The 18,529-nt window shown below is 71.0% G+C and carries 23 protein-coding genes; all 23 read right to left on the minus strand.

The genetic code is table 11. The annotated features are described in order from the left end of the window. Nucleotides 1–238 precede the first annotated feature (238 nt). A complete protein-coding gene (locus tag ACGFYY_RS41100; protein ID WP_393717568.1) occupies nt 239–1,207 on the minus strand; it encodes a hypothetical protein in 969 nt (322 codons plus the stop codon). 64 nt (nt 1,208–1,271) lie between these two features. Then, the gene (locus ACGFYY_RS41105; RefSeq protein WP_393717570.1) at nt 1,272–2,159 is read right to left on the minus strand and encodes a hypothetical protein; all 888 of its coding nucleotides are present in this window, start codon (nt 2,157–2,159) and stop codon (nt 1,272–1,274) included. Between the two features lie 127 nt (nt 2,160–2,286). After that, nucleotides 2,287–4,089, minus strand: coding sequence for a hypothetical protein (locus tag ACGFYY_RS41110; RefSeq protein WP_393717571.1), 1,803 nt, complete (start codon nt 4,087–4,089; stop codon nt 2,287–2,289). Beyond that, nucleotides 4,086–5,234, minus strand: coding sequence for an AAA family ATPase (locus ACGFYY_RS41115; protein ID WP_393717609.1), 1,149 nt, complete (start codon nt 5,232–5,234; stop codon nt 4,086–4,088). Before ACGFYY_RS41115 ends, ACGFYY_RS41110 begins: the two co-directional genes overlap by 4 nt. 194 nt (nt 5,235–5,428) lie before the next feature. Further along, nucleotides 5,429–5,650: a hypothetical protein gene (locus ACGFYY_RS41120; RefSeq protein ID WP_393717573.1), complete on the minus strand. Its 222-nt coding sequence runs from the start codon at nt 5,648–5,650 to the stop codon at nt 5,429–5,431. Between the two features lie 99 nt (nt 5,651–5,749). Next, nucleotides 5,750–6,334: a hypothetical protein gene (locus ACGFYY_RS41125; protein ID WP_393717575.1), complete on the minus strand. Its 585-nt coding sequence runs from the start codon at nt 6,332–6,334 to the stop codon at nt 5,750–5,752. Next, on the minus strand, nt 6,331–6,513 hold the full coding sequence (locus tag ACGFYY_RS41130) for a hypothetical protein (protein ID WP_393717577.1): 183 nt from the start codon (nt 6,511–6,513) through the stop codon (nt 6,331–6,333). Before ACGFYY_RS41130 ends, ACGFYY_RS41125 begins: the two co-directional genes overlap by 4 nt. Before the next feature lie 30 nt (nt 6,514–6,543). After that, a complete protein-coding gene (locus ACGFYY_RS41135; protein WP_393717579.1) occupies nt 6,544–7,194 on the minus strand; it encodes a hypothetical protein in 651 nt (216 codons plus the stop codon). 51 nt (nt 7,195–7,245) lie between these two features. Beyond that, nucleotides 7,246–9,039 carry a type IV secretory system conjugative DNA transfer family protein gene (locus ACGFYY_RS41140; RefSeq protein WP_393717581.1) on the minus strand — a complete coding sequence of 598 codons (1,794 nt, stop codon included), beginning with the start codon at nt 9,037–9,039 and terminating at the stop codon, nt 7,246–7,248. Between the two features lie 47 nt (nt 9,040–9,086). Beyond that, the gene (locus ACGFYY_RS41145; RefSeq protein ID WP_393717583.1) at nt 9,087–9,674 is read right to left on the minus strand and encodes a hypothetical protein; all 588 of its coding nucleotides are present in this window, start codon (nt 9,672–9,674) and stop codon (nt 9,087–9,089) included. A 38-nt stretch (nt 9,675–9,712) separates the two neighbouring features. Then, the gene (locus ACGFYY_RS41150; protein ID WP_393717585.1) at nt 9,713–10,546 is read right to left on the minus strand and encodes a DUF317 domain-containing protein; all 834 of its coding nucleotides are present in this window, start codon (nt 10,544–10,546) and stop codon (nt 9,713–9,715) included. A gap of 447 nt (nt 10,547–10,993) precedes the next feature. Beyond that, complete coding sequence (locus tag ACGFYY_RS41155; protein WP_393717587.1) at nt 10,994–11,221, minus strand: DUF317 domain-containing protein; 228 nt, start codon at nt 11,219–11,221, stop codon at nt 10,994–10,996. A 161-nt stretch (nt 11,222–11,382) separates the two neighbouring features. Beyond that, a complete protein-coding gene (locus ACGFYY_RS41160; protein ID WP_393717589.1) occupies nt 11,383–11,730 on the minus strand; it encodes a hypothetical protein in 348 nt (115 codons plus the stop codon). A 35-nt stretch (nt 11,731–11,765) separates the two neighbouring features. Then, entirely contained in the window at nt 11,766–12,596 is an 831-nt protein-coding gene (locus ACGFYY_RS41165) for a DUF317 domain-containing protein (RefSeq protein ID WP_393717591.1), read from the minus strand. Continuing rightward, nucleotides 12,593–12,967, minus strand: coding sequence for a hypothetical protein (locus tag ACGFYY_RS41170; RefSeq protein WP_393717593.1), 375 nt, complete (start codon nt 12,965–12,967; stop codon nt 12,593–12,595). Before ACGFYY_RS41170 ends, ACGFYY_RS41165 begins: the two co-directional genes overlap by 4 nt. A 263-nt stretch (nt 12,968–13,230) precedes the next feature. Then, the gene (locus tag ACGFYY_RS41175) at nt 13,231–13,638 is read right to left on the minus strand and encodes a hypothetical protein (RefSeq protein ID WP_393717595.1); all 408 of its coding nucleotides are present in this window, start codon (nt 13,636–13,638) and stop codon (nt 13,231–13,233) included. A gap of 28 nt (nt 13,639–13,666) precedes the next feature. Further along, on the minus strand, nt 13,667–14,425 hold the full coding sequence (locus ACGFYY_RS41180) for a hypothetical protein (RefSeq protein WP_393717597.1): 759 nt from the start codon (nt 14,423–14,425) through the stop codon (nt 13,667–13,669). Nucleotides 14,426–14,594: 169 nt separating this feature from the next. Next, nucleotides 14,595–14,825 carry a hypothetical protein gene (locus ACGFYY_RS41185; RefSeq protein ID WP_393717599.1) on the minus strand — a complete coding sequence of 77 codons (231 nt, stop codon included), beginning with the start codon at nt 14,823–14,825 and terminating at the stop codon, nt 14,595–14,597. Continuing rightward, entirely contained in the window at nt 14,822–15,568 is a 747-nt protein-coding gene (locus ACGFYY_RS41190; protein ID WP_393717601.1) for a hypothetical protein, read from the minus strand. The genes ACGFYY_RS41185 and ACGFYY_RS41190 overlap by 4 nt, the downstream gene beginning before the upstream one ends. 27 nt (nt 15,569–15,595) lie before the next feature. After that, nucleotides 15,596–16,189: a hypothetical protein gene (locus tag ACGFYY_RS41195; RefSeq protein WP_393717603.1), complete on the minus strand. Its 594-nt coding sequence runs from the start codon at nt 16,187–16,189 to the stop codon at nt 15,596–15,598. A gap of 150 nt (nt 16,190–16,339) precedes the next feature. Next, complete coding sequence (locus ACGFYY_RS41200; RefSeq protein WP_393717605.1) at nt 16,340–17,086, minus strand: hypothetical protein; 747 nt, start codon at nt 17,084–17,086, stop codon at nt 16,340–16,342. 8 nt (nt 17,087–17,094) lie between these two features. Continuing rightward, nucleotides 17,095–17,514, minus strand: a complete 420-nt coding sequence (locus ACGFYY_RS41205) for a hypothetical protein (protein ID WP_393717607.1) — start codon at nt 17,512–17,514, stop codon at nt 17,095–17,097. Nucleotides 17,515–17,633: 119 nt separating this feature from the next. Continuing rightward, on the minus strand, nt 17,634–18,131 hold the full coding sequence (locus tag ACGFYY_RS41210; RefSeq protein ID WP_393717611.1) for a hypothetical protein: 498 nt from the start codon (nt 18,129–18,131) through the stop codon (nt 17,634–17,636). Between the last annotated feature and the right edge of the window lie 398 nt (nt 18,132–18,529).

Below are 18,529 nucleotides of genomic sequence, written 5' to 3' on the forward strand. Positions count from 1 at the left end.
GGCCCGAACCCGGCCCTTGATGCCGAAGCGGAGACACAACGCAGGTCCGGGTTCCTGCTGAAGACCTCTCGGAAAGTCTGAACTCGCAGAGTTCGACAGGGTGGAGGACTGTACTCCGGCGCCCAGGGAGAGCACTCGGTATCGGGGGTTTTCCAAGGGAGGGGGATCCAGGGTGGTGCGGGCGCCGAAGGCGTTCACGGCGCGAGGTGGGCGATGGGGGTGGGGGAGACCTTCCGGGTCAGCGTGTGCGGGGGCGGCTGCTGGCCGGCACGGCGGTGGCGGTGAGGGCGGGAAGGGCTGATAGAGCTGGGGTGCGGGGGCTGCGGCCGAGGGAAGCCGTCAGGGCCATCGCTCCGGTGAGGGTGAGGCGGACCCGGTCGCGAGGGGGGCCTGCGCCGAAGGCGGGCGGCGCGGACCCTGGCTCGACGGCGAGGAGCCCGGCCTGTTCGAGAGCGCGCAGGGTCTCGATGCGCACCGAGTTGCCGCGGCTGTGGACGGCCTCGTGGCCCTGGTGCCGGGCGATGACGAGGTGTCCTCGGGCCGTGGCGTGCAGGGCGGTCCGCTGGGAAGGGGCCAGAGCGTCGGCCCCGGTGGCCGCCGCGGGCCGGCGGCGGTGGACTTCCGTGGCGAGGGTGCTCGCGGACTCCACGGCCGCGACCGGCGCCAAGAGCGTCAGCTCACCGGCCAGTTGGATCCGATGCGCGATGCCCCCGTTCCCTGCAGGTGCGTCCGATGACGAACGAGTCGTGCCGAGGAGTGCCTTGGCGTCGGCGAGGTGCCGGACGGCCTGGCCGGTCAGAACAGCCAACTGCTTGATCCGGACCGTGGCTTCGGTCACGGCCACGCCCCCGTACGCCGCCTGTTCGACGATGGCCTGTACGGCCTCCAGGCAGGCGTTGACCAGGCTGTTCGCCGAGGCGTGGCCCTGTGCGGCGGCGTACGCCGGCTGGAGGCGGGTGAGCTGGTCGTTGTGCTGGGTGAACTGGTCGGCGAGCGCGAGCAGCCGCAGGACCGGAGAGGGCGGACCGGCAACGGCCGGTACGGGAGCCTCTGGCGCGGGCGGTGAAGCCGGGCAGGGTGTGAGCGGCGTTGCGGGACGCGGAGGGGCAGGCGTAGGCGGCGAAGTTGGCGGCCCGGTGCGGCTGCGGGGCTTCGGTGTGGGGGATGAGGGCAGGCCAGGCAGGGAGAACAGTGCGTCGTCGGTCATGAAGCTGGGGCCTTCGAAGGGCGCTCCTCCCGGCGGGACTTGCTGGACCGGGGAGGAGGGTAGGTCAGCGGACAGGGGCGGGGCCTTGATGGCGGGGGCGGGCGGGAACAGCCGGCTCCGGAGCGGAGCCGAGGCGGCGGAGGACCTGGAGCCCGTCCGGAGTGAGGCGGAGCCGCTGCCCCACTTGCAGTCCGGTGCTCACGTCCCGTGCCACCAGCCGTTTGTCTGCAAGGGCATCGACGGACCGTACGGGGATGCGCTCCGGGGAACCGCTGTCCACGACGGGCCGTTTGCGGGGCCACTGGCTGTACGTGACGGTGCTCGTGTGGATGAGGTGCAGGGCCCGGTGCTGGATGGCGGTCAGCGTGACCTTGTCGGGAGTCGAAGGGGACTGCGGGATGTCGAAGATGCTGCGCCCCGGGTTCGGTGGCTCGGCGGGGGCGGGAGCACGGCTCGCTTCGCGCAGGGCTGCGGTCTCGGTGAACGCGGCGGCGTTGTGGCAGGCGGCACGGGCTGGCCAGATCAGCTCGACGGCGCGGTCCAGGTGGTCGTCGAGGTCACGGCGGGGGACGGACGGTCGGCTGGTCGTCCGGCCCGTGGTGGGGTCCGGCAGTCCGTCGATGCGGTGGTACTCGGCCGCCACCGAGACCGCGGCCATGAGGTGGGCGGTGATGTCGGAGGAGATCTTGGCGAGCTGTCCGAGGGACCCCACCGCGTGGTGTCCGGAGACCGTGGTGTGCGTGTATCCCTGCTCGGTCGATGTCAGGAGCAGCGTAAGGGCGGCGGCGGAATGGCCTTGGGCAGTGGCATACCAGGAGGCGAGCTGGGGCAGGGAGTCGGATCCGGCGACGGGCCGTTCTCCGGAGAGGAGTTCACCGAAAGCGCCGAAGTCGGCGGACAGCGAGTGAAGACGTGTGGTCGTGCGAGATGCCTCGGATGAGGTGTTGTCCAAGAAGGATCCTAGGGAGGAGCGGGCACCGGATGTGGCGCTACGGGGCCGGGCGCGGGTGACAGAGCGGGGATGGTGGGCTGGAGGGCGTGGCGGTGGTCTCGGGGACGCTTCCGCCTTCTGCGTCGTCTCAGCGTGTCCTGCGGATGGCGTCGGTGGCCGCCTTGGCGATGGCGGCGGGAGCGGTGGAGGGCTTGGGTAGGTGCAGCAAGGTGGTCCCCGGCAGGTGTTGGGAATTCGCGGTGAGGGTGAGCTGGAGTACGGCGCAGCCGGCGGTCGTGAGCTGCTTGACGCGGGTGACGGCTTGAGCGGTTTCGTCGCTGCCGTACTGGGCGTCGGTGACGATCACGAGGAGGCGGCCGGCGCCGGGGCGGCTGAGTTCGAGGCCGTGGTCGAGTGCGTCGATGGCGTGACCGAGGTTGTGGTGGCCGCCGTTGGCAGTGAACGTCGTCACGCGCTCTGGTGCTCGGTGGGTGGGTCGGGTCAATGCGGTCAGGTGCCTGTCGTAGGCGATGGTGGCGGTGAGGGAGTCGGGGTCGGTCAGGGCTGCTGCGCGTGCCACGATCCAGGCAGCGGACGCGACGGGCGCGCAGGCGGCACTCATGGAGCCGGAGACGTCGACGGCGATACCCACGCGCAGTGGTGGGGTGGGGGAGTTCCGGCGGCGGGTGTGGGTGAACGGTTCCGCGGTGGGGACCGACCCGGCGGCGCGCTGAGCGTCGCGGGCGAGGGCCGCGCGCATGTTGAGGCGGCCGGGCGGGGTGGGGCTGGTGGTCCGTTCCTCGGTCCGCTCGCGGTAGGCGGCGGCACGCAGGGCGCGGCTCAGGCGGGAGGCGGCACTCTGCTCGGCGGCGGTGGGCCGGCGGGTGCCGGTGACCGGGTTGCGGCGGGGCGCCGGTGTGCCGTCGGGGTTGACGGTGGTGCCGCGGGTGTTGAAGACGCTTTTGGCGGTGGCGGCGGCTTGGCGTCGCTGGCCGGCCCGCTGGGCGCGGTCCTGAGCCTGCGCCTTGGACTGCGCGGCCATGGCGTTGGCGGCCGCGGCCTGTGCCGCGAGGTCGGCGGCGTCGGTGGCGGCCGTGCTGTCCATGACGACCCCCACGGCGCCGGACAGCAGATCGGTGAGGTTCTCCGGCACGGGCAGGGCGGGGGCCGCGATGTCCAGAGCGTCGCACCATTCTTGACCGTGCGCGAGCATGGTCGTGGCGTCGTCGTCGGCGCACTGATGGGCTGCGGTCCAGATGCCGGTGAGGGTGGCCAGCAGGTCTGCGCCCAGCACCTTTCCGCACAGATCGGCGACGGCCCGGGTCTCGCCGGCGTCCAGGATGCCGACGTCACGGCGGCCGAGGACCAGGGCCGCCACGGAGGCGGCGTGCTCGATGCCCTGGAGGGTGGGGTGGGCGATGTCGGGCATGACCAGGGTTCGGGCACTGGTGCGCAGGTACGTGCGGTCCGTGGGCCGCCTGGTCAGGTGTGCGCCTTCGACACGGCTCTCCTCCAGCAGGAGCGCGGCCTCGACGACACGGGGGTCCGCTCCGGCCGGCTGCGTCCAGACGGAGTGGGCCGCGTGCGCGGCCTCGTGGACGAACACTCCCCAGGCGGCGGGATACCGCTCCTCGTCGCCCACGATCCGCGGATGGATCTCGTGGGGCTGGAGCGGGGAGAACAGGCCGGCGTCGAACTCCACCTCGCCCAGAGTGGGGAAGAACGCGGCCGGTGCGCCGCTGCGCGTGCCAGGACGGCAGGTGACGAGGAGGTCCTGGCGGCCGGAGAGGGCGACCAGCCGATCGCCGAGTTCGGCTCCCACGCGCAGCCACGCGTCCGGGGAGGAACGCGGCTGTGCGGGCGGGGCGCCGTCGTCGTCCCAGCGCGCGAGGTCGGCGTCGTCGTCCGGCGCGGTGGCGGGGGACTGGACGTGGTGGTGGTGGGCGCTCATCGCGAGCGGCCCCGGTGCGCGGAGACGGGGCTGCCCGGGGGCTTCCGGAGGGCGGAGGCGGGGAGCTGCTTGCCGAGGGTGAGGGGCGCGATCTTCTTGACGCCGACAGCCTTGATGACGGCGTCGGCGACGGCGTCGCGATCCTCCAGGGGAGCGATGCCGACCAGGTTCGCGAGCGCGGCCTGGGTGCCGAGGACGGCCTCGGTCTTCTGGTAGCTGAGCAGCTCTCGCAGTTGGGGGGCCCAGCCCAGCTCGCCGAGCTCGACTTGGCGGGAGAGGTGTAGGGCGACCCGGACCACCCGGGCGTCGATCTTCAGAGCCAGGGCGAGGTCGTAGTCCGTACCGATCTGGATCTGCACGCTGAACCGGGACGACAGCGCCTCCGTCAGAACGGCCCCGTGGACGCCGGGATTGTGGCCCGCAACCACGTAGAAGCCCGGCTCGGCTCTGATGGTCTCGCCCTTGTGGGCCTTGACCTGGATCTGCCGGCGCCCGTCCATCGCGGGATACAGCGCCGCCAACACCTTCGGGGAGATCAAGGTGGCATCGTCGATCAGCAGGGCGCGGCCCTCGGTCATCGCCGTGACCAGCGGACCGTACTGGAAGACGTAACCTCCGCCGTCGGCCTGCGTGTACTCGCCGATCAAGTCGCCGACCGTGGTGTCGCCGTCACCGGCGACGGTGAGCAGGTCCGGGAACGCCGCTTCCACCAGCGAGGTCTTGCCGGTGCCCGGAGGGCCGTAGAGCAGCACCGGCACGTCGGCGTCGCGCAGGCGGTTCAGCGCCTCGACGTCGGGCAGGTCGGCCAGCTTCCGTGGGTGGTAGAGCTGGCCCCCCGCGCGGCGGATCGGGCCGGTCTGCCTGGGCGTGGCTGCCGCGGGAGCGGCCGTGCGGGCCGTAGCTGTCTGGGCGCGGGGAGCGTGGGTGCCCGGTGGGCTGATCACAGCGGCTTGCGCGGCTGCGGCGGTCTTCGCGTTCGCACGGAACTCCGGCTGCCCGCTTCCGGTGCCGCTTTGGTCGGCCTCGCCGCGACGCACCAGGGTGAGGGCGGCGTTGCGGACGGCGCCGTGGGAATGGCCCAGCTGCCGGGCCATGTCCCCGATGGTGAGCTTGTCCGCCGGCTGGTCGGCCAGCAGCCGGGCCACCTTGGCCCGTAGTTCGCCACCCTTGGTCCGCGCTGGACTCGTAGGCGGTACGGGTGTGGTCAAGACAAGGTTCCTTCAACAGGTAGTGGTGCGGGCGGGGTTGGTCATGTGCTGGAGGGGCTGGCCGCTCTCGGAGCGGATCGCGGACTGTGCCGGCATCCGAGACAGGGCCAGCCGGGTCGTACCGTCGGCGCTCACCGGCCGCCCGAGGGCTCGGGCCCGGTGCAGGGGAGCCCTGGCGACGAGCAGCTCGCAGGCTGCCCAGCAGGCCCGTGCCCCCGCTCCATACCGGGCTCCGTCGCTCGGCAGGCGCAGCCTGGCGCCTCTTCAAAGCCGGCCTGGAGCAGGATCCGCCGGGCGGCGGCGTTGTAGCCGGTGGTGGTGATCTCACCGGTGATGGCGTGCCGGATCGTCATGAACGGCTCTACTGGTGGTTCGGGCAAGGCTGATCTCCTAATTCGGTGGGGCAGGGAGCGAAGGATTGCCGCCTCGAAGGTGCGGGTACCGGCTTCTCGTCAGCGCCTGGCCCGCGTGGTGGCCACGGGCGCGGAGCCAGCGGGAGCCGAGGGCAGGGTGGATTGCTTGCTGCCCTTGGCGAAGCCGGGAGCCAGGCCGAGCAGACCGGAGGCCAGCTGGCTGGCCAGGGTCTGACTGGCAGCGAGCTGCGCCGACAGGGACTGCGGTAGCTGCCTCCATTGGGCGGTATGACGAGCTCGCTCGATGAGCACGGCGGCGGCTTCCAGCTGCGCGGCGACCTGGGCGAGCACGGCTGCTTGGTCGTCGTCGTGCCCGGTTGCCAGGAGCAGCTCGTCCAACGCGGCCGGGAGCGCTTCCTGTTCGACAGGAAGTCCATATAGCTCGGCGTGCAGTGCGTTGGCCAGGCCGAGCGCGGATCCGCCGGAGGACCGGTACTGGTAGCGCGACTCGGCGCCGCGCAGGAGCCCGAAGCTGACGGTCACGAGGTGGGGCGGAGGTGGCGGGTTCGTGGAAATCCGGTTCGCGAGGGCCTTCGCGATGTCTTGGGCCGAGGGCGTATCGGCGAAGTGGGCCGACTCGCGCTCGGTGGTGTGAGAACGCCCGGGGTGCGCTGTGGCCGTCATCGCCTGGTCCTGGCCGGCGGCGTGAGATACACGGCGGCCGGGATGCGGCTGGCCATGATGGTGCCGGCGGCGCCACGGCACTGGGCCCGGTTCGCAGTCGGGTAGGCGTTGGTGAGGTACTCCAGGTCGGCGGGTGCGTAGGGGACGCCAGGGCGGGGCAAGGCAGATGAGGCGGGCATACGGTTCCTTGTTCGTTGGGGAATCGGGAGCTACCGCCGGCGGACAGGGGCGGAGAGCTGGTGCGAGGGCGGCGAGGGCGCGGGGGCTGTGCCGACGTGCTGCAGTGTTCCTGCGCCGCCTATCGAGGGGCCGCTATCCCCGAGTCGGGCCTGGGGCTCCGTCGGCGTGCTGGTCCCGCCCGGGTCGACGACCGCCCGGGCGATGAGTTGCTGGTCCTCCCGCCGCGCGGCGAACGAGGCCAGGCGGTGTGACAGCCGATGCGCCTGTCGGCCGTACGTCCTCGCGGCCCGGTCCAGTTCCTCGGTGACCTTGGCAAGCGTGCTGCGGCTCGTGGCCGGGGTCTCATCAGCACCTTCGTACAGGAGGACTTCGGTGCGGTGGTGGATGGCGAAGGTGCACAGGGTGGCGGCGAGGGATATCAGGGTCGTGGCTTCGACGAGTTCGGCGAGGTTGTGGTGGCCGTCCTTCATGGCGGCGTACTGGCTGGTCGAAAGGAGGGTGACCTGCTGGGTGCACTGCAGTGCGAGTTCCTGGGTGCGAAGCGCGATCGGCCCGATGTCCCGCAGGGGTTTGTCTATCTGTCCGGCCCTGACGCTCTCCACCTCCTCGCGGAGGGACTTCAGGGTGGGGGCCACCTGGCCGAGGATGCGGGTCTGCTCGGCAAGGTCGATGTACTGCAATCCGGAACTCCAGACGGGAGAGGCGCCAGGTGGGGCGCGGAGGCGAGGTGACTACGCGGCGGGACCGTAGTTGTCCTGCTGGGGCGCGTGCTTGGCGACGGCGCGTGCGGTGATGCCCCGTGACGCGTCGGCGGAAGCGGCGGACAGGGCCTCAGCGCCGGGCTCCAGGTACCAGGGGCGCAGGTCGAGCATGGCGGCCCGCATACCGGTGGCGAAGCAGAGCGCGGTTCCCTTGGGGAGGGCGCGGATCGCGTCCGCGGGAAGGATCCGCTCCTGGCGCATGCTGAAGCTGGTGGACTTCCCCGAGTCGGAGACCGATGTGGACTTCGTCTCGACATCGTGGTCCCCGATCAGCCGCGAAAGCTTGTCGGCGAAATCCGGGTCATCGATGCCGGAGCCGATCACCTTCACCGTGGACGCGGACCACATGGCGTCCATGCCCGCATCCCCCCAGACCTTCTGGCCTTGGCGGTAGGACTGCAGGATGGTGATCGGGATGATCCCGCGGGACCCGAGGTGCGAATACAAGTCGGGGAGATCACTGATCTTGCACACGTTGGCGGCCTCGTCGAGGATCGCGAGCATCGGCGGGTCCAGCCGGCCGCCGGCCCGTTCCGCCTGGGCGGTCGCGGCCCGCATCACCGAGTCCGCGCACGCCGCGATCAGCGCGCTGGCTCCGCCGCCGCCGTCCTTCGACAGGAGGTAGAGGGTGTCCCGGCTGGTGACGAACTCGGCGGGCTTGAACTCCGGGATGTCCTTCTGTGGGGTGACCCAGGCGGCGATCTCGGAGTTGAGGAGGGCGGAGGCGTACTGGCGGGCGGTCTCGTAGATACCGTCGCGTGTCTCCGGGGGGCCTTCGACGGTTCCCTTGAGCTGGGCGGCGACGGCCGAGAATCCGTGGTCGCGCAGGATGTCCAGGGGCCGGCGGTCGGCAGGGAAGGCCAGCCACTGCATGACGTCGGTGATGGGCCGCTCGTCCAGGGCGGCGGCCAAGAACAGCTGGGAGAGGATGTTGGATCCGGCCTTGGACCAGAAGTCTCCCTGCTGGGAGGCGTCCACGCTCGCCGCGAGGAAGTGGCCGGCCAAACGGCCAGCTCCGTCAAGTGACTTGGCGGAGGCGAGGGGGTTCCACCACATCTCGCGGGCCGCGTGGGCGATCTGCTGCGGATCCATGCTCCAGGTCCGGCCGTCCACTGCGCGGGCATCGAGCGTCGCGGTGTAGGCGTCACCGGCGGCCTTGTTCGAGGTCAGGAGTACGGGACCGGGGGCGGCGAGGATCGCGGGGATGGCCAGACAGGTCGTCTTCCCGGACCGGGGAGCCATGATCGCGACCGCGACGTCCTCGTAACCCATCCGGACTTCGTGACGGCTGCCCTGCAGGTTGCCGAGGAGAACACCGGTGTCCTTGGCCTCGATGGCCTTGGCGTCCTTCAGGCTCGGCCGAAGTGAGCGGGCCTTTGCGGTGATGGCCTTCGCGAGCAGCGGCTCGATGTCCTTCTGCTTGGCCATCCCAGCGATCCGCTTCCTCTTGCCGATCGTGCCCTTGTGCCGGGACCACCACAGGTAGCCGAACACGGTGAGAACGAGGAGGACCACGGCGGGCAGGATCCGGGTGCCGATCAGCAGGGACGTTTCTCCTACCGCGGGCCAGAGGCGCTCGGGGTGGAGAAGGGCCTCGGCCGGCTGGTAGGGAACCCAGGGGTCGCTGCTGGTGATCCAGGCGGTCGTGTTGCCGCCCAGCCACGCCAGGGTGGACAGGGGTAGGGCGACGGCGAACGCGCCGAGGAGCGCCTTGAAGGCTATGTCGTAGCCGTCGGAGTTGGAGTTTGGGGAAGGATTAGACAAGAGGGCGATTCCAGGGGTGGGGGTGGAGGCTCGGCCGGGGAGGGCGCCTACCGGCGGGGCCTTGCCGCGCTGGAGTCCAGGCGGAGGATCGGGGCCACCGGAGCAGGCGTCGGCCGGGACTGGCTGCGTCGCCAGGCGTTGTGGATGTCGAGGACGGCCTTGCCGTGGAGGGACCATTGGTCGAAGTACTGCCAGGCTTCGACGTTGCGTTCGGCGAGCGGAGCGTCGTACTCCTCGGCTCCGGGCCGCGCCGACGCGGGCAAGGCGGCGCGCAGGTCGAGCCACTGGCTCTGGAGTACATCGAGCCCTTCATGGGCGGTCTGCAGGCGGCCGGTCTTCCAGGCCCAGTGGGGATGGACGCTGCGCTCGGGGAGCGCTTCCAGCTCGGCGGCGGCTGTGGCGAGCAGGTCCTTGGCCCTGAGCCGGATCCGGTTGTAGGAGCGCCAGGTGTCCGCATTGAGCTGGGACCTGCGGACCGCGTAGGCCGTCTCGTCGTCCGGCCAGCCGTCGATGGGATTGGTGTGCTGGTCGGAGTAGTCGTCCCAGGCGGCGAGGATCTGCTTCGCCTCGTCGAGGAACAGGGCGAGTTGGCCAAGGGCGAGTTCGTCCTCGGGATGGGTCGGGGACTTCGTCACGGGCTCCCTTGGGCGACGGGGCGGGTGGGTCCGGGCGGCTACCGGGCGGCCCGCGACGGTGCGGTGGCGGCCGGGAGGGCGGGCGCCGGCACGGCGATGGCGGTGAGGCTTGGTTTGGGTCGGTGGTGACGGGCCTCGGCCAGGCGCTGTTTGTGGGCGCTGACCACTGCGGAGCCGATTGCGAACTCCCGACCTTGGACGAGGTGCTCACTGCGGTTGATCTTGAATCGGGCTCGCAGGACTGGCGCAGGGCTGCAGATCGCTTCGGCGACGGCTGCCAGCAGGTGGGCTGGTGTCGCCTCGTCGAGGAGGGCACGCCACAGGCGTCCCTGCGGGCCGTGCTCGCCGTGGTGGCGGGCCGCCTCCACGTTCCAGCCCATGACGCCGACGACGGGGGAGATGTACAGCTCCATCTGGACTATGCCGTCGGGGGAGGCGAACTTCTGCGAGCCCGTTTCGGAGCTGCTGTGCTCCCAGCCCCGGCCGGTGAGGATGTCGACCACTGCGGGGAGCGGCTCTTCGGGCTCGGGTCGGATCAGCGCGTCGGTGAGCGCGGCCACGATCTCGACAGGGGTGTCGCCGTTGAATGAGGCGGACCAGCGGCCGGGGCCGTGGTTGGTGTCGATGCGCCACCAGCGGGTGTAACCGCTTGGCGTTGGTGTGAGGTCGAGGCGGAATGCGCGGTCGGGGCTGGTCATACGGACCGACGGGTGGAGCGGGTCGGAGTCGACACTCCACCCGCCGGACCGCAGTGCGTGGGTGACGTGGCGGGGGTCTCCGGCGTCGGCGAGGTAGCGCGGGGTGATGGCCGAGCCGAGGTTGTTCTCGTGGTCGTAGGCGAAGGCGGCGAGCTGCCGGTCGGTGACGGGCAAGGGGGGCGACTCCTTGAGGGACTGGTCGTGTGCGGGTGTCAGCGCCGGCGCAGCGGTGCTGGTGACGGGCTGGGTGGTCAGGGCGGTCCGACGGCGGTGTCCGGCGGTGGCCTGGGCGCGAGCCAGGCGCGTGGTGTGTTCCGCGGCGAGGTCGTCGGCTTGGCGACCGCCAGGGTTCTGGGTGACGAGGCTGGCGTACGGGACGTCGAACTCGGCCCGTGCGACCGGCGCCGGGTCGACCAGAGAGGTGACGAACGCGGCAGCAACGTGCGGGGCGTTGCCGAAGCGGGCCTCCCACAGCGACTCTCGCCCGCCCAGGCCGTCGGGAACCAGCGCGCACGCTATCCAGCCGGTGTTCCAGCTGATCTTCCTGTCCCAGCGGCGGAGTTGCAGGATGCCGTCGGGGTGTTCGGCGAGCTCGTGGCCGCGCTCTTTCTGGGTGTAGCTTCAGCCCGCCTTCTGGACGATGGACCACACATCGGGGGTGGTCTCGGGCGCTGGGGCGAGGAGGGCGTCGGTGAATCCGGCGAGGATCTCCACGGGAGTGTTCCCGCCGAACTCGGCGTACCAGTTCTCGTTGTCGCTGGTGCAGCTGATCCGCCACCACTTGGAGTACGACTCGTTTTCCGGCTCCAGGGCGAGGGCGTAGCGCTGGTCGGGGCTGGCCAGGATCACGTGCGGGTAGTCCGGGTCGGAGTGGTTGGACCATCCCGCTGCCCGTAGCGCTTGGGTGATGTGGCGGGGGTCGCCGCGGCCTGCGAGGTGGCGGGGACTGGTCTCGAACCAGATCCGGCTGTGCGGTTCGTCGGCGCGAGTTTGGATGAAGGGCCGCTGGCTCAGGACATCGCTCCCGGCGTGTCGTCGATGGCTTGGTCCAGGCGGCGGACCTCCCAGTGCAGCGAGTGCCACTGCATGATCTCGGTGGCTGCTTCGCGGAGGGTGGCGACCACTGAGCTGACGTCGCTGGTGTACGGGTCGGCGTCGGTGGCGATGGCTCGGGCGGCGGCGCGCAGGACGTCGGACAGGAGCATCGGGATGCCGTCGTCCTCGTCGACGAGCGGTATCAGCAGCGTCAGGACCTCGTCGGTGGGCGGCTCGGCCCGCAGGTGGTCCCTTAGCTCCAGGAGGATGTCGACGGCCTGGTCGATCTTCTCCGGACTGGGGCCGTTGGAGAGTGCGGTCATGGGGTTCCTCGGTGGTAGTGGTATGGGCCGGAGGGTCAGCGGCGAGCCTTGGTGCCGGCTGTCGTGTAAGGGCTGGAGGGGGTGCGCTGGCGGGTGGTGTTCCAGGAGTTGCGGGCCCAGGTGGCGGCGCGGGCGGCGGTGATCCGGGCCTGCTGCCAGGTACCGAGTTCGGAGGGGCGTACGGACACCGAGGTGGTGCGGATCCACTTCGTGGCGGGGACATGGCCGCGTGGCCGCAGCAAGGGGGTGGGGTCCGAGAGGGCAGCGGAGAATGCCTGGACCAGGTGCATGGGTGTCGTGGAGGTGAAGACGGCGTCCCAGGCCCGGCCGTGCTCGGTGCGGGCACCGGCCCACCAGTGCCCCTGGCCGGGCCCGTCCTGGTGGTACTGGAGCCAGGCGTTGCGATCCGGGGCGACCGCGACGAAGTGCACGATCTTCTCCTCGGGATCCTGGCGCTTCTCTTCGACACGGGAGGTCTCCCACCCGTTCTCCTCCAGCGGAGCCCACACGTTCGGGGCGTGGGCGGAGCGCGGTTTGGTCAGGGTGTCGGTGAAACCGGCGACGATCTCGATCGGTACGGCGGTGGTGAACGTGGCGTTCCAGGCCGCCTGATGCCCGACGGCTTGTCCGGAGACGGTCCAGCCGCCGGGCATCGCCGTGGGGTCGAAGCCGACCCGCACGGAGCGGTCCGGGCTGTCGAAGACGATGGGGCCGCCCGTGCGGGAGATGTCCTTCCAGCCGGAGGCGCGCAGGTACTCGGCGACGAAGCGGAGGTCGCCTCCGCCGCCGAGGTGGCGAGGCTCGACCAGGTAGTGCTGCTGGGGCTGGTCGGCGGTCGGTCCCCAGCCGGTCCAGGTCTTCTTCACCGGTGTCTCCGGGCGACGAGCGGCGACGGGGTCGGCGGGAGCGCGGTGCTCGGGGGGCTCTGGGTGAGCCGCTGGATGTCTTCCGCGTGCTCGTCGAGATCGAGGGTGACGTCGTGCAGTTGGTTCGCGGCACGGCCCAGGGCGAGCCAGACTTCGGGCGGTAGGGCTCCGGTGAGAGCCGGGCCCTTCGCGAAGTGTGATCCGGTGGCCACCAACGCGGTCAGGGCTGCGAGGACCCCCTCCTCGGGGTCCAGGACCTGCCCCAGGACGCGGGCGGCCTGTCGGGGCGGGGACATGGCCAGGGATTCGTTGAGCTGGGCGATCTGCTCGGCGATCTGGCTGGCCAGGGCTTCGGGGTCGTGGACGGTCATGATCCTCCGGGGATGGTCGGGGCCGGTCGCTCTGCCTCGGGACGTGGCCGTGTGGCCGGATGGGCCGGGATGGGCGGGGGTGTGCCGGCCGGAGGGTGCGGCGGTTACGGCGCGCAGGTAGCGGCGCAGGATGAAGACGGCCAGGCGCGGGCGCCGGGCGGGGGAGATCGGCGGCAGTGGGTTGGGGGTCTGCTGGATCGTGATGCTCCAGGCGGGTTGGGCTGGAACCGTCCCCGGCCCGGGAGGAGCCGGGGACGGCGTGGTCAGCGGGATCGAGGAGGGGAGCTGGGTCCCTGCGGCGGTATTGCGGCGGGCGGCGCGGCCCGGGGGCCGGCCTGCCGTTGGCGGTGCTCGGCCATCGCTTGGGCCCAGGCGGTCACGTCGTAGATGTCCGGGTCGATGTTGACGTTGTAGTCGGCGATGAGCAGCGGGAGTGCTGCGCGGGTGGCGAGCTGGTTCTGGGCCTTCTCGGTCAGGCCGTCGGGGGTTTCGTGCCAGATGTAGACGGGTCCGGAGGTCGCCTCGGTGTGGCGTTCAAGGCCGGCACGGTCGAGGAGGGCCAGGAGGTCTTCGGGGGCGTCGCTGCGGCTGACGATGTGGATGCTGCCGGGGGTGTGGGCCCGTCGGTAGATCTCGACGTCGGTGCCGGCTTCGTCGGCCAGATTTCCCACGGGGGATCTCCTCACGGTGGTGGGTGGATCAGCGGGTCGCAGAGGCGACCGCCGGGGTGGGCGGGCGATTGGGCAGTGCAGTGGGCGCGGGGGCCGGCCGGGCCGGGCGCATGGTGACGCCTACTCCGAGATGGGCCAGCCGCTGGGAGACGGCCTGGATGCGGGCGATCTGCTGGCGGTCGCCGTACGACGCTGGCAGGAGGAACTGCCGGTGGTAGGGGTGGTACTGGAATCCGGCGCAGTACAGGACCTCGGTGGCCTCGCGTACTCCGGTCACGGCGCCGACGGCGCCGTCCGGGTGCCAGGCCATGCTCACCGCCCCGGGGATCAGTACTGGTTCGGGTCGGCGGGGCGTGGGGTGGGCGGTGTTGTGCCGGGCCTGGCGCTGTGCCTTGTCGTAGCGGGGGAGCAGCCTGCGGGTGACTTGGGCGGCGGCGCGGGCGGGGTCGGCGGGGATGGTGATGCCGTTGGGTTCGTCCACCTGGTGGAAGGCGTCGTGATGGGCGTCTGGTTCGAGCGCACCGATCATGAACTGGTGCCGGTATCGGGGGCGGTCGAAGAGCAGCAGGCGTGCTCCGTCGGCTCGGGTGAGCACGGCCTGGTGGCCGAGGACGAAGTTGGAGGCGGCGTAGCCGACGGCTCCCATGTCCCACACCGAGCTCGTGGTGGCGATCTGATCGTGGTAGGCCGCGTGGCGGGTGTAGGTGCTGGTCCAGGTTTCGGGCAGGCGGGCGGCGAGGCCTTCTGCGAAGGCCGCGAGATCGGGTCGATGGCGCAGAGGAGGCATGATCGTTTCGGGGGAGGAGGGCGGCGGGTTCAGCGTTCCCGGGCGGGCGGCGACGCTGCTGGGCCTGGAGGCGCCGGGGGTTGTGGGGCGGCCGGTTTGGCGGCGGCGGCCTGGCTGCGGATGTTGCAGATCTCGTCTCCGCCGCGCGAGAGGGCGCTGGTGGTGTCCATCAGCCGCATCGCGAGGGCGTCCTTGTCGCGTAGTTACGCTGCTGGTCGACGGGCATGTCGTGCGGCTGGCGCAGGTACTGGACGCCGCCGTCGCGGAGACGGCCGACGGTCTGCAGGATGCCCGCGGCATCCGGTGTGCATCTGCTGGTCACCACCAGCTGGGTGCGCGGGTCTCGGGTGATGGTGACGTAACCGAGGACGAGGAAGTCGGGCTCTCCGCCGTCCTTCACCGGGAGCGCACGATGTTCGCCCCGGCTGGGCGCGGTGCGGGCAGCGGCCACGTTGCCGGAGTGCCCCGGTGTGGAGCGCGCAGGGTCACACCGATGTTGAGGGCGCCGAGTGCGGTGCCGGCCGACCGTACGCACTGTGCCTGGTGGGCGGTGTCGTCGCCGGAGGCGACGTACGTCTGCTGGTCGGGGTCGTGGACGAACCCGTGGGTGGTCAGGACGTCGGCCACCTCCGCCCGGTCGGTGGTGGCGGTGAGGTCGCCGGATTCCGTCCAGTTCAGTACCAGGGTGTCGGGCTGGGCGGAGGCGCGGTTCAGGCGCCGGGCGTTGTCCTGGACCTGGGCCAGGGCGGTCTCGTAGCGGGGCAGGAGCTGGGTGGTGATGGCGTCGGCGGCCTGCTCGGGGTCGGCGGTGATCGTGATGCCGTCCGGCTCCGGCACGCCGCGAAACGCCTCCGCGTGGGTGTCGGCTGGGGCCATGGCGGCTACGAGGAACTCGTCCTCGTAGCGGGGGTGGTCCATGAGGAACAGGCGCCGGCCGTCCTCGCTGGTGAGGATGATGTCCTGCTTCAGGGGGTGCTGGGCGAGGGCGTCGGCGACGCGGTTCATGTCCCACACGTCGGCGGTGAGGAAGAACTGGTCGTCGTGGGCGCTGTGCTGGCGCAGTTCACGGGTCCAGGTGCCGGGCAGGAGCGGGGTGAGGATGGCGGCGTAGGAGTCGAGTTCTTCGGGATCGTGGTCGGGCATGGGTTCCTCGGGCGTGATCGGGGCGGGTCAGCGGCGGCGGCCGGCCGGGGCGGGCGGAGCGGCGGCCGGTGCGTTGGGCGTGGTGGAGATACGGGTGGGCGCGGGACAGGGGCAGGAGGCCGACTTCTCGCGCTCGTTGCCGGCGACTTCCTGCGGGCAGGGTGCGCGGTGGGGGTGTGCGGCCTGGCGATCGGCGAGTTGGTTGCGGACGTGCCGCAGGTCAGAGGTGATGACGTTGAGGCGTTCGTCGACCAGGTAGTGCAGCTGTGCGGCGGTGTGCGGGTCGGCGGGTTCCCCGAGGTCTTGCAGGAAGTCGGCTGTGGCGGTGAGGACTTTTGCGAGGGTCGTCAGAATGCCGTCGTGGCTGGCGGTCAGTTCCGTCAGGGCGTCGGCGACCTCTTCGGTGCTCTCGGCTTCACCGATCCGGACCGCGAGGTGTCGGACCTGGTCGCCGAGGGTGAGGTAGTGCGGTTCGTGTCGCTCGGTGGCGAAGACGGGGTCGGTGTCGAGGTCGTAGCCGACGGTTTGAAGGCGGGCCACGGCCCGGGTGGCGAGGCGGATCTCCTCGTCCTGGTCGAGGCCGGTGGGTAGCCGGTGGTAGGTCTCGTGGCGGCGGACCACGGGGACGAACCCGCTACGCTCAAGGAGGCTGTGGGCTTCCGGATCGCCTCCACGGGCGAGGACTTCACCGGAGTGCGGATCGCGTCGGATGGTCAGAATTCGGTGGGCAAGGGCCAAGAAGAGAATGCTTTCTGCACGGGGTGTCGCCGGTCAGCGGCCCCGAGGGGATCGGGGCGCCGGGAAGCCGGCGGGGAGAAGAGGGAAAGGGCTTGGGGCCGGGCCGCCGAGATGCTGGGCGGCCCTCTCCATGAGGCGGCTTGCGGCGATGAGGTGCCGGTGGGCCTCGTCGGACAGGTGCGCCGCGATGCTGGGGTCGAGCCGCTCGGCGGTCGACTGGGTGGCGGCCCGCATGTTGGCCTGGAAGGGGCTGACGTGATGCTCTTGCGGGGAGAGCAGGCCGAGGTCCGCTTCGATGCGCCGGCATTCCGCGGCCAGGACGTGATGCACTTGCCGTGGTACGGCCGCCGGGTTGCCGTCCTCGCGGATCAGGTTGGCCAGCAGGTCGAGACGGTCGGGCTGGTCTCGGACAGCGATCCACCTGCTGGAATGCGGGTCGCCGGGCGGGGCGATCCCTGCGACGCGCGCGAGCCGGTAGCCGACCTCGGACCATTCGGCGGGAGCGAGCTCCCGGTCCTTGGGGTGCAGGCGGACACTGGTGTGGAAGATGACGCGGGGGTCGCCCCGGTAGTCGGCGGGGAAGGGGTGCTGCCGGTGCGGGTCGTCGATGTGCTGGGCCCACTCGGTCGAGGTCCAGATCCGGTCCTCGTCGGTGAACCATTCGAGGTAGCGCCAGTGGGCGACGATGGTCCCTTCGGTGGTCAGGCCCTCCTGGTCGCTGACGGGCCGGCCCAGCGCTTCGGCGAGCCCGTCCACGCAGGACGTGCTTCGCTCGTGCACCGTGGGGATCACCGGCGGCCGGCCCGGCCGTCAGCGACGTGGACGAGCTGGTTCAGCTCGGTGATCGAGTACCAGCCCACATCGACGGCCTCGCTGCCGGGGAACTTCGGCACCAGGTAGTCCTGCAGGGCCCGCTGGTAGATCAGGCAGTCAGGGCAGGCCGCGGAGAGGTGGACGAGGTAGCGGGGGTGCCCGGTGATGAAGCTGCGCGCCCCGCCGTCAGGGTTGCGCAGGCGCCACCCGTCCTCATTCGTCGGGGTGTGCCAGGACGGGGTGACCACCGTCATCGCCTCTCCCCACAGGGTCCCCTCGTCCACGCCCTTGATGACCACGATCCGGTCGCCGGGCGCGAAATGGGCGTGGGTGATGTCGCGCTCGGGGGTGATCGCATCGGCGGGTACGAAGGTGGATCGGGTGGCGTCGGGCACGGCAGAAGTCCTTCCAAGAACCTGCCGCGGGGAGCGGCTGGTGAAGTACTTCAATCGTCTGGAGAATCCCCGGTTTGGCTGACCGGGGATCGTCGGCTATATATAGGCGCCCGCCCCGGTTACCGGAACGGATTCTCCGTCCCGCGGTCCTCCGCCGTGGCCGCGTCGAGCAGCTCGGGAAGGTCCGTGCCCTCGGCATCGCGCTGGTCGATCCACCAGCCGGCCCGGGTGACCATACGGATCTTCTCCTCCAGAGCGGACCAGTCCGCCTCGTCCCAGGACCCTTCGGAGACGAGGGCGGTATAAGCGGTGGTCACCAGCTGGTAGCGGGATCGCTCGCCCCAGGCCAGGGCCCGCTCCGGGCCCTCCAGCGGCGGCATGTCGAACTGCTGAGTCCAGGCGAGCGCGGCCTGCTGTTCCTCGGCGCGCTTGGCGGCGAGCCATTCCTCGCGGGTAGTGGTGTCGGAGTCGCGTGCGGCCTTCCAGCAGTCGGAGCAGTCCCGTTCTCCGAGCCAGCGGGCGAATCCGGCCCGCTTGTCGGCGGGACGGTCCGACAGGTCCCGGGTGCTTGTGTGTCCACAGCTGTGGACAATCTTCCATTCCGTTCGTACGGCCATACGTGAATTCCATTCGAAAGTATGCGAGTTGGTGTTCTGTGCCTGGCGGGGGCGACGGTGGCGGCCGAGGCGGCGGCCGGGGCCGAGCTTTCGGCGGGCGAGGATGAGGATGGCCAGGGAGGTTGCGGCGCCGGCGGCGGGGAGCCCGGCCAGGACGTGGGGGTGCTCGGAGAGGGCGCCGGCGAGTGCGGTTCCGGCGGCCTGGCCGGTACCGACCGACAGGATCAGCCAGGCGTACGCCTCGGTGGTCCGGGAGGCGGGGGCAAGGCAGTCGACGGTGTGGAAACCGTTGGTGATGATCAGCCTGCGTTCCGCGTAATTCAGGGGTTCTGGAGTACCTGCCGGGTTGAAGGTGCAGGTCAGCGGGGTGAGGGCTGGTGACGCGGCCGGATTCGCCT

It is taken from the genome of Streptomyces sp. NPDC048331 (genome assembly GCF_043201215.1).
GTDB lineage: Bacteria > Actinomycetota > Actinomycetes > Streptomycetales > Streptomycetaceae > Streptomyces.

Coding starts and splice junctions, on each gene's coding strand:
- ACGFYY_RS41100 (WP_393717568.1), bottom strand. CDS start 1,207: ATGACCGACGACGCACTGTTCTCCCTGCCTGGCCTGCCCTCATCCCCC.
- ACGFYY_RS41110 (WP_393717571.1), bottom strand. CDS start 4,089: ATGAGCGCCCACCACCACCACGTCCAGTCCCCCGCCACCGCGCCGGAC.
- ACGFYY_RS41120 (WP_393717573.1), bottom strand. CDS start 5,650: ATGACGATCCGGCACGCCATCACCGGTGAGATCACCACCACCGGCTAC.
- ACGFYY_RS41125 (WP_393717575.1), bottom strand. CDS start 6,334: ATGACGGCCACAGCGCACCCCGGGCGTTCTCACACCACCGAGCGCGAG.
- ACGFYY_RS41130 (WP_393717577.1), bottom strand. CDS start 6,513: ATGCCCGCCTCATCTGCCTTGCCCCGCCCTGGCGTCCCCTACGCACCC.
- ACGFYY_RS41160 (WP_393717589.1), bottom strand. CDS start 11,730: ATGACCGCACTCTCCAACGGCCCCAGTCCGGAGAAGATCGACCAGGCC.
- ACGFYY_RS41170 (WP_393717593.1), bottom strand. CDS start 12,967: ATGACCGTCCACGACCCCGAAGCCCTGGCCAGCCAGATCGCCGAGCAG.
- ACGFYY_RS41180 (WP_393717597.1), bottom strand. CDS start 14,425: ATGCCTCCTCTGCGCCATCGACCCGATCTCGCGGCCTTCGCAGAAGGC.
- ACGFYY_RS41190 (WP_393717601.1), bottom strand. CDS start 15,568: ATGCCCGACCACGATCCCGAAGAACTCGACTCCTACGCCGCCATCCTC.
- ACGFYY_RS41210 (WP_393717611.1), bottom strand. CDS start 18,131: ATGGCCGTACGAACGGAATGGAAGATTGTCCACAGCTGTGGACACACA.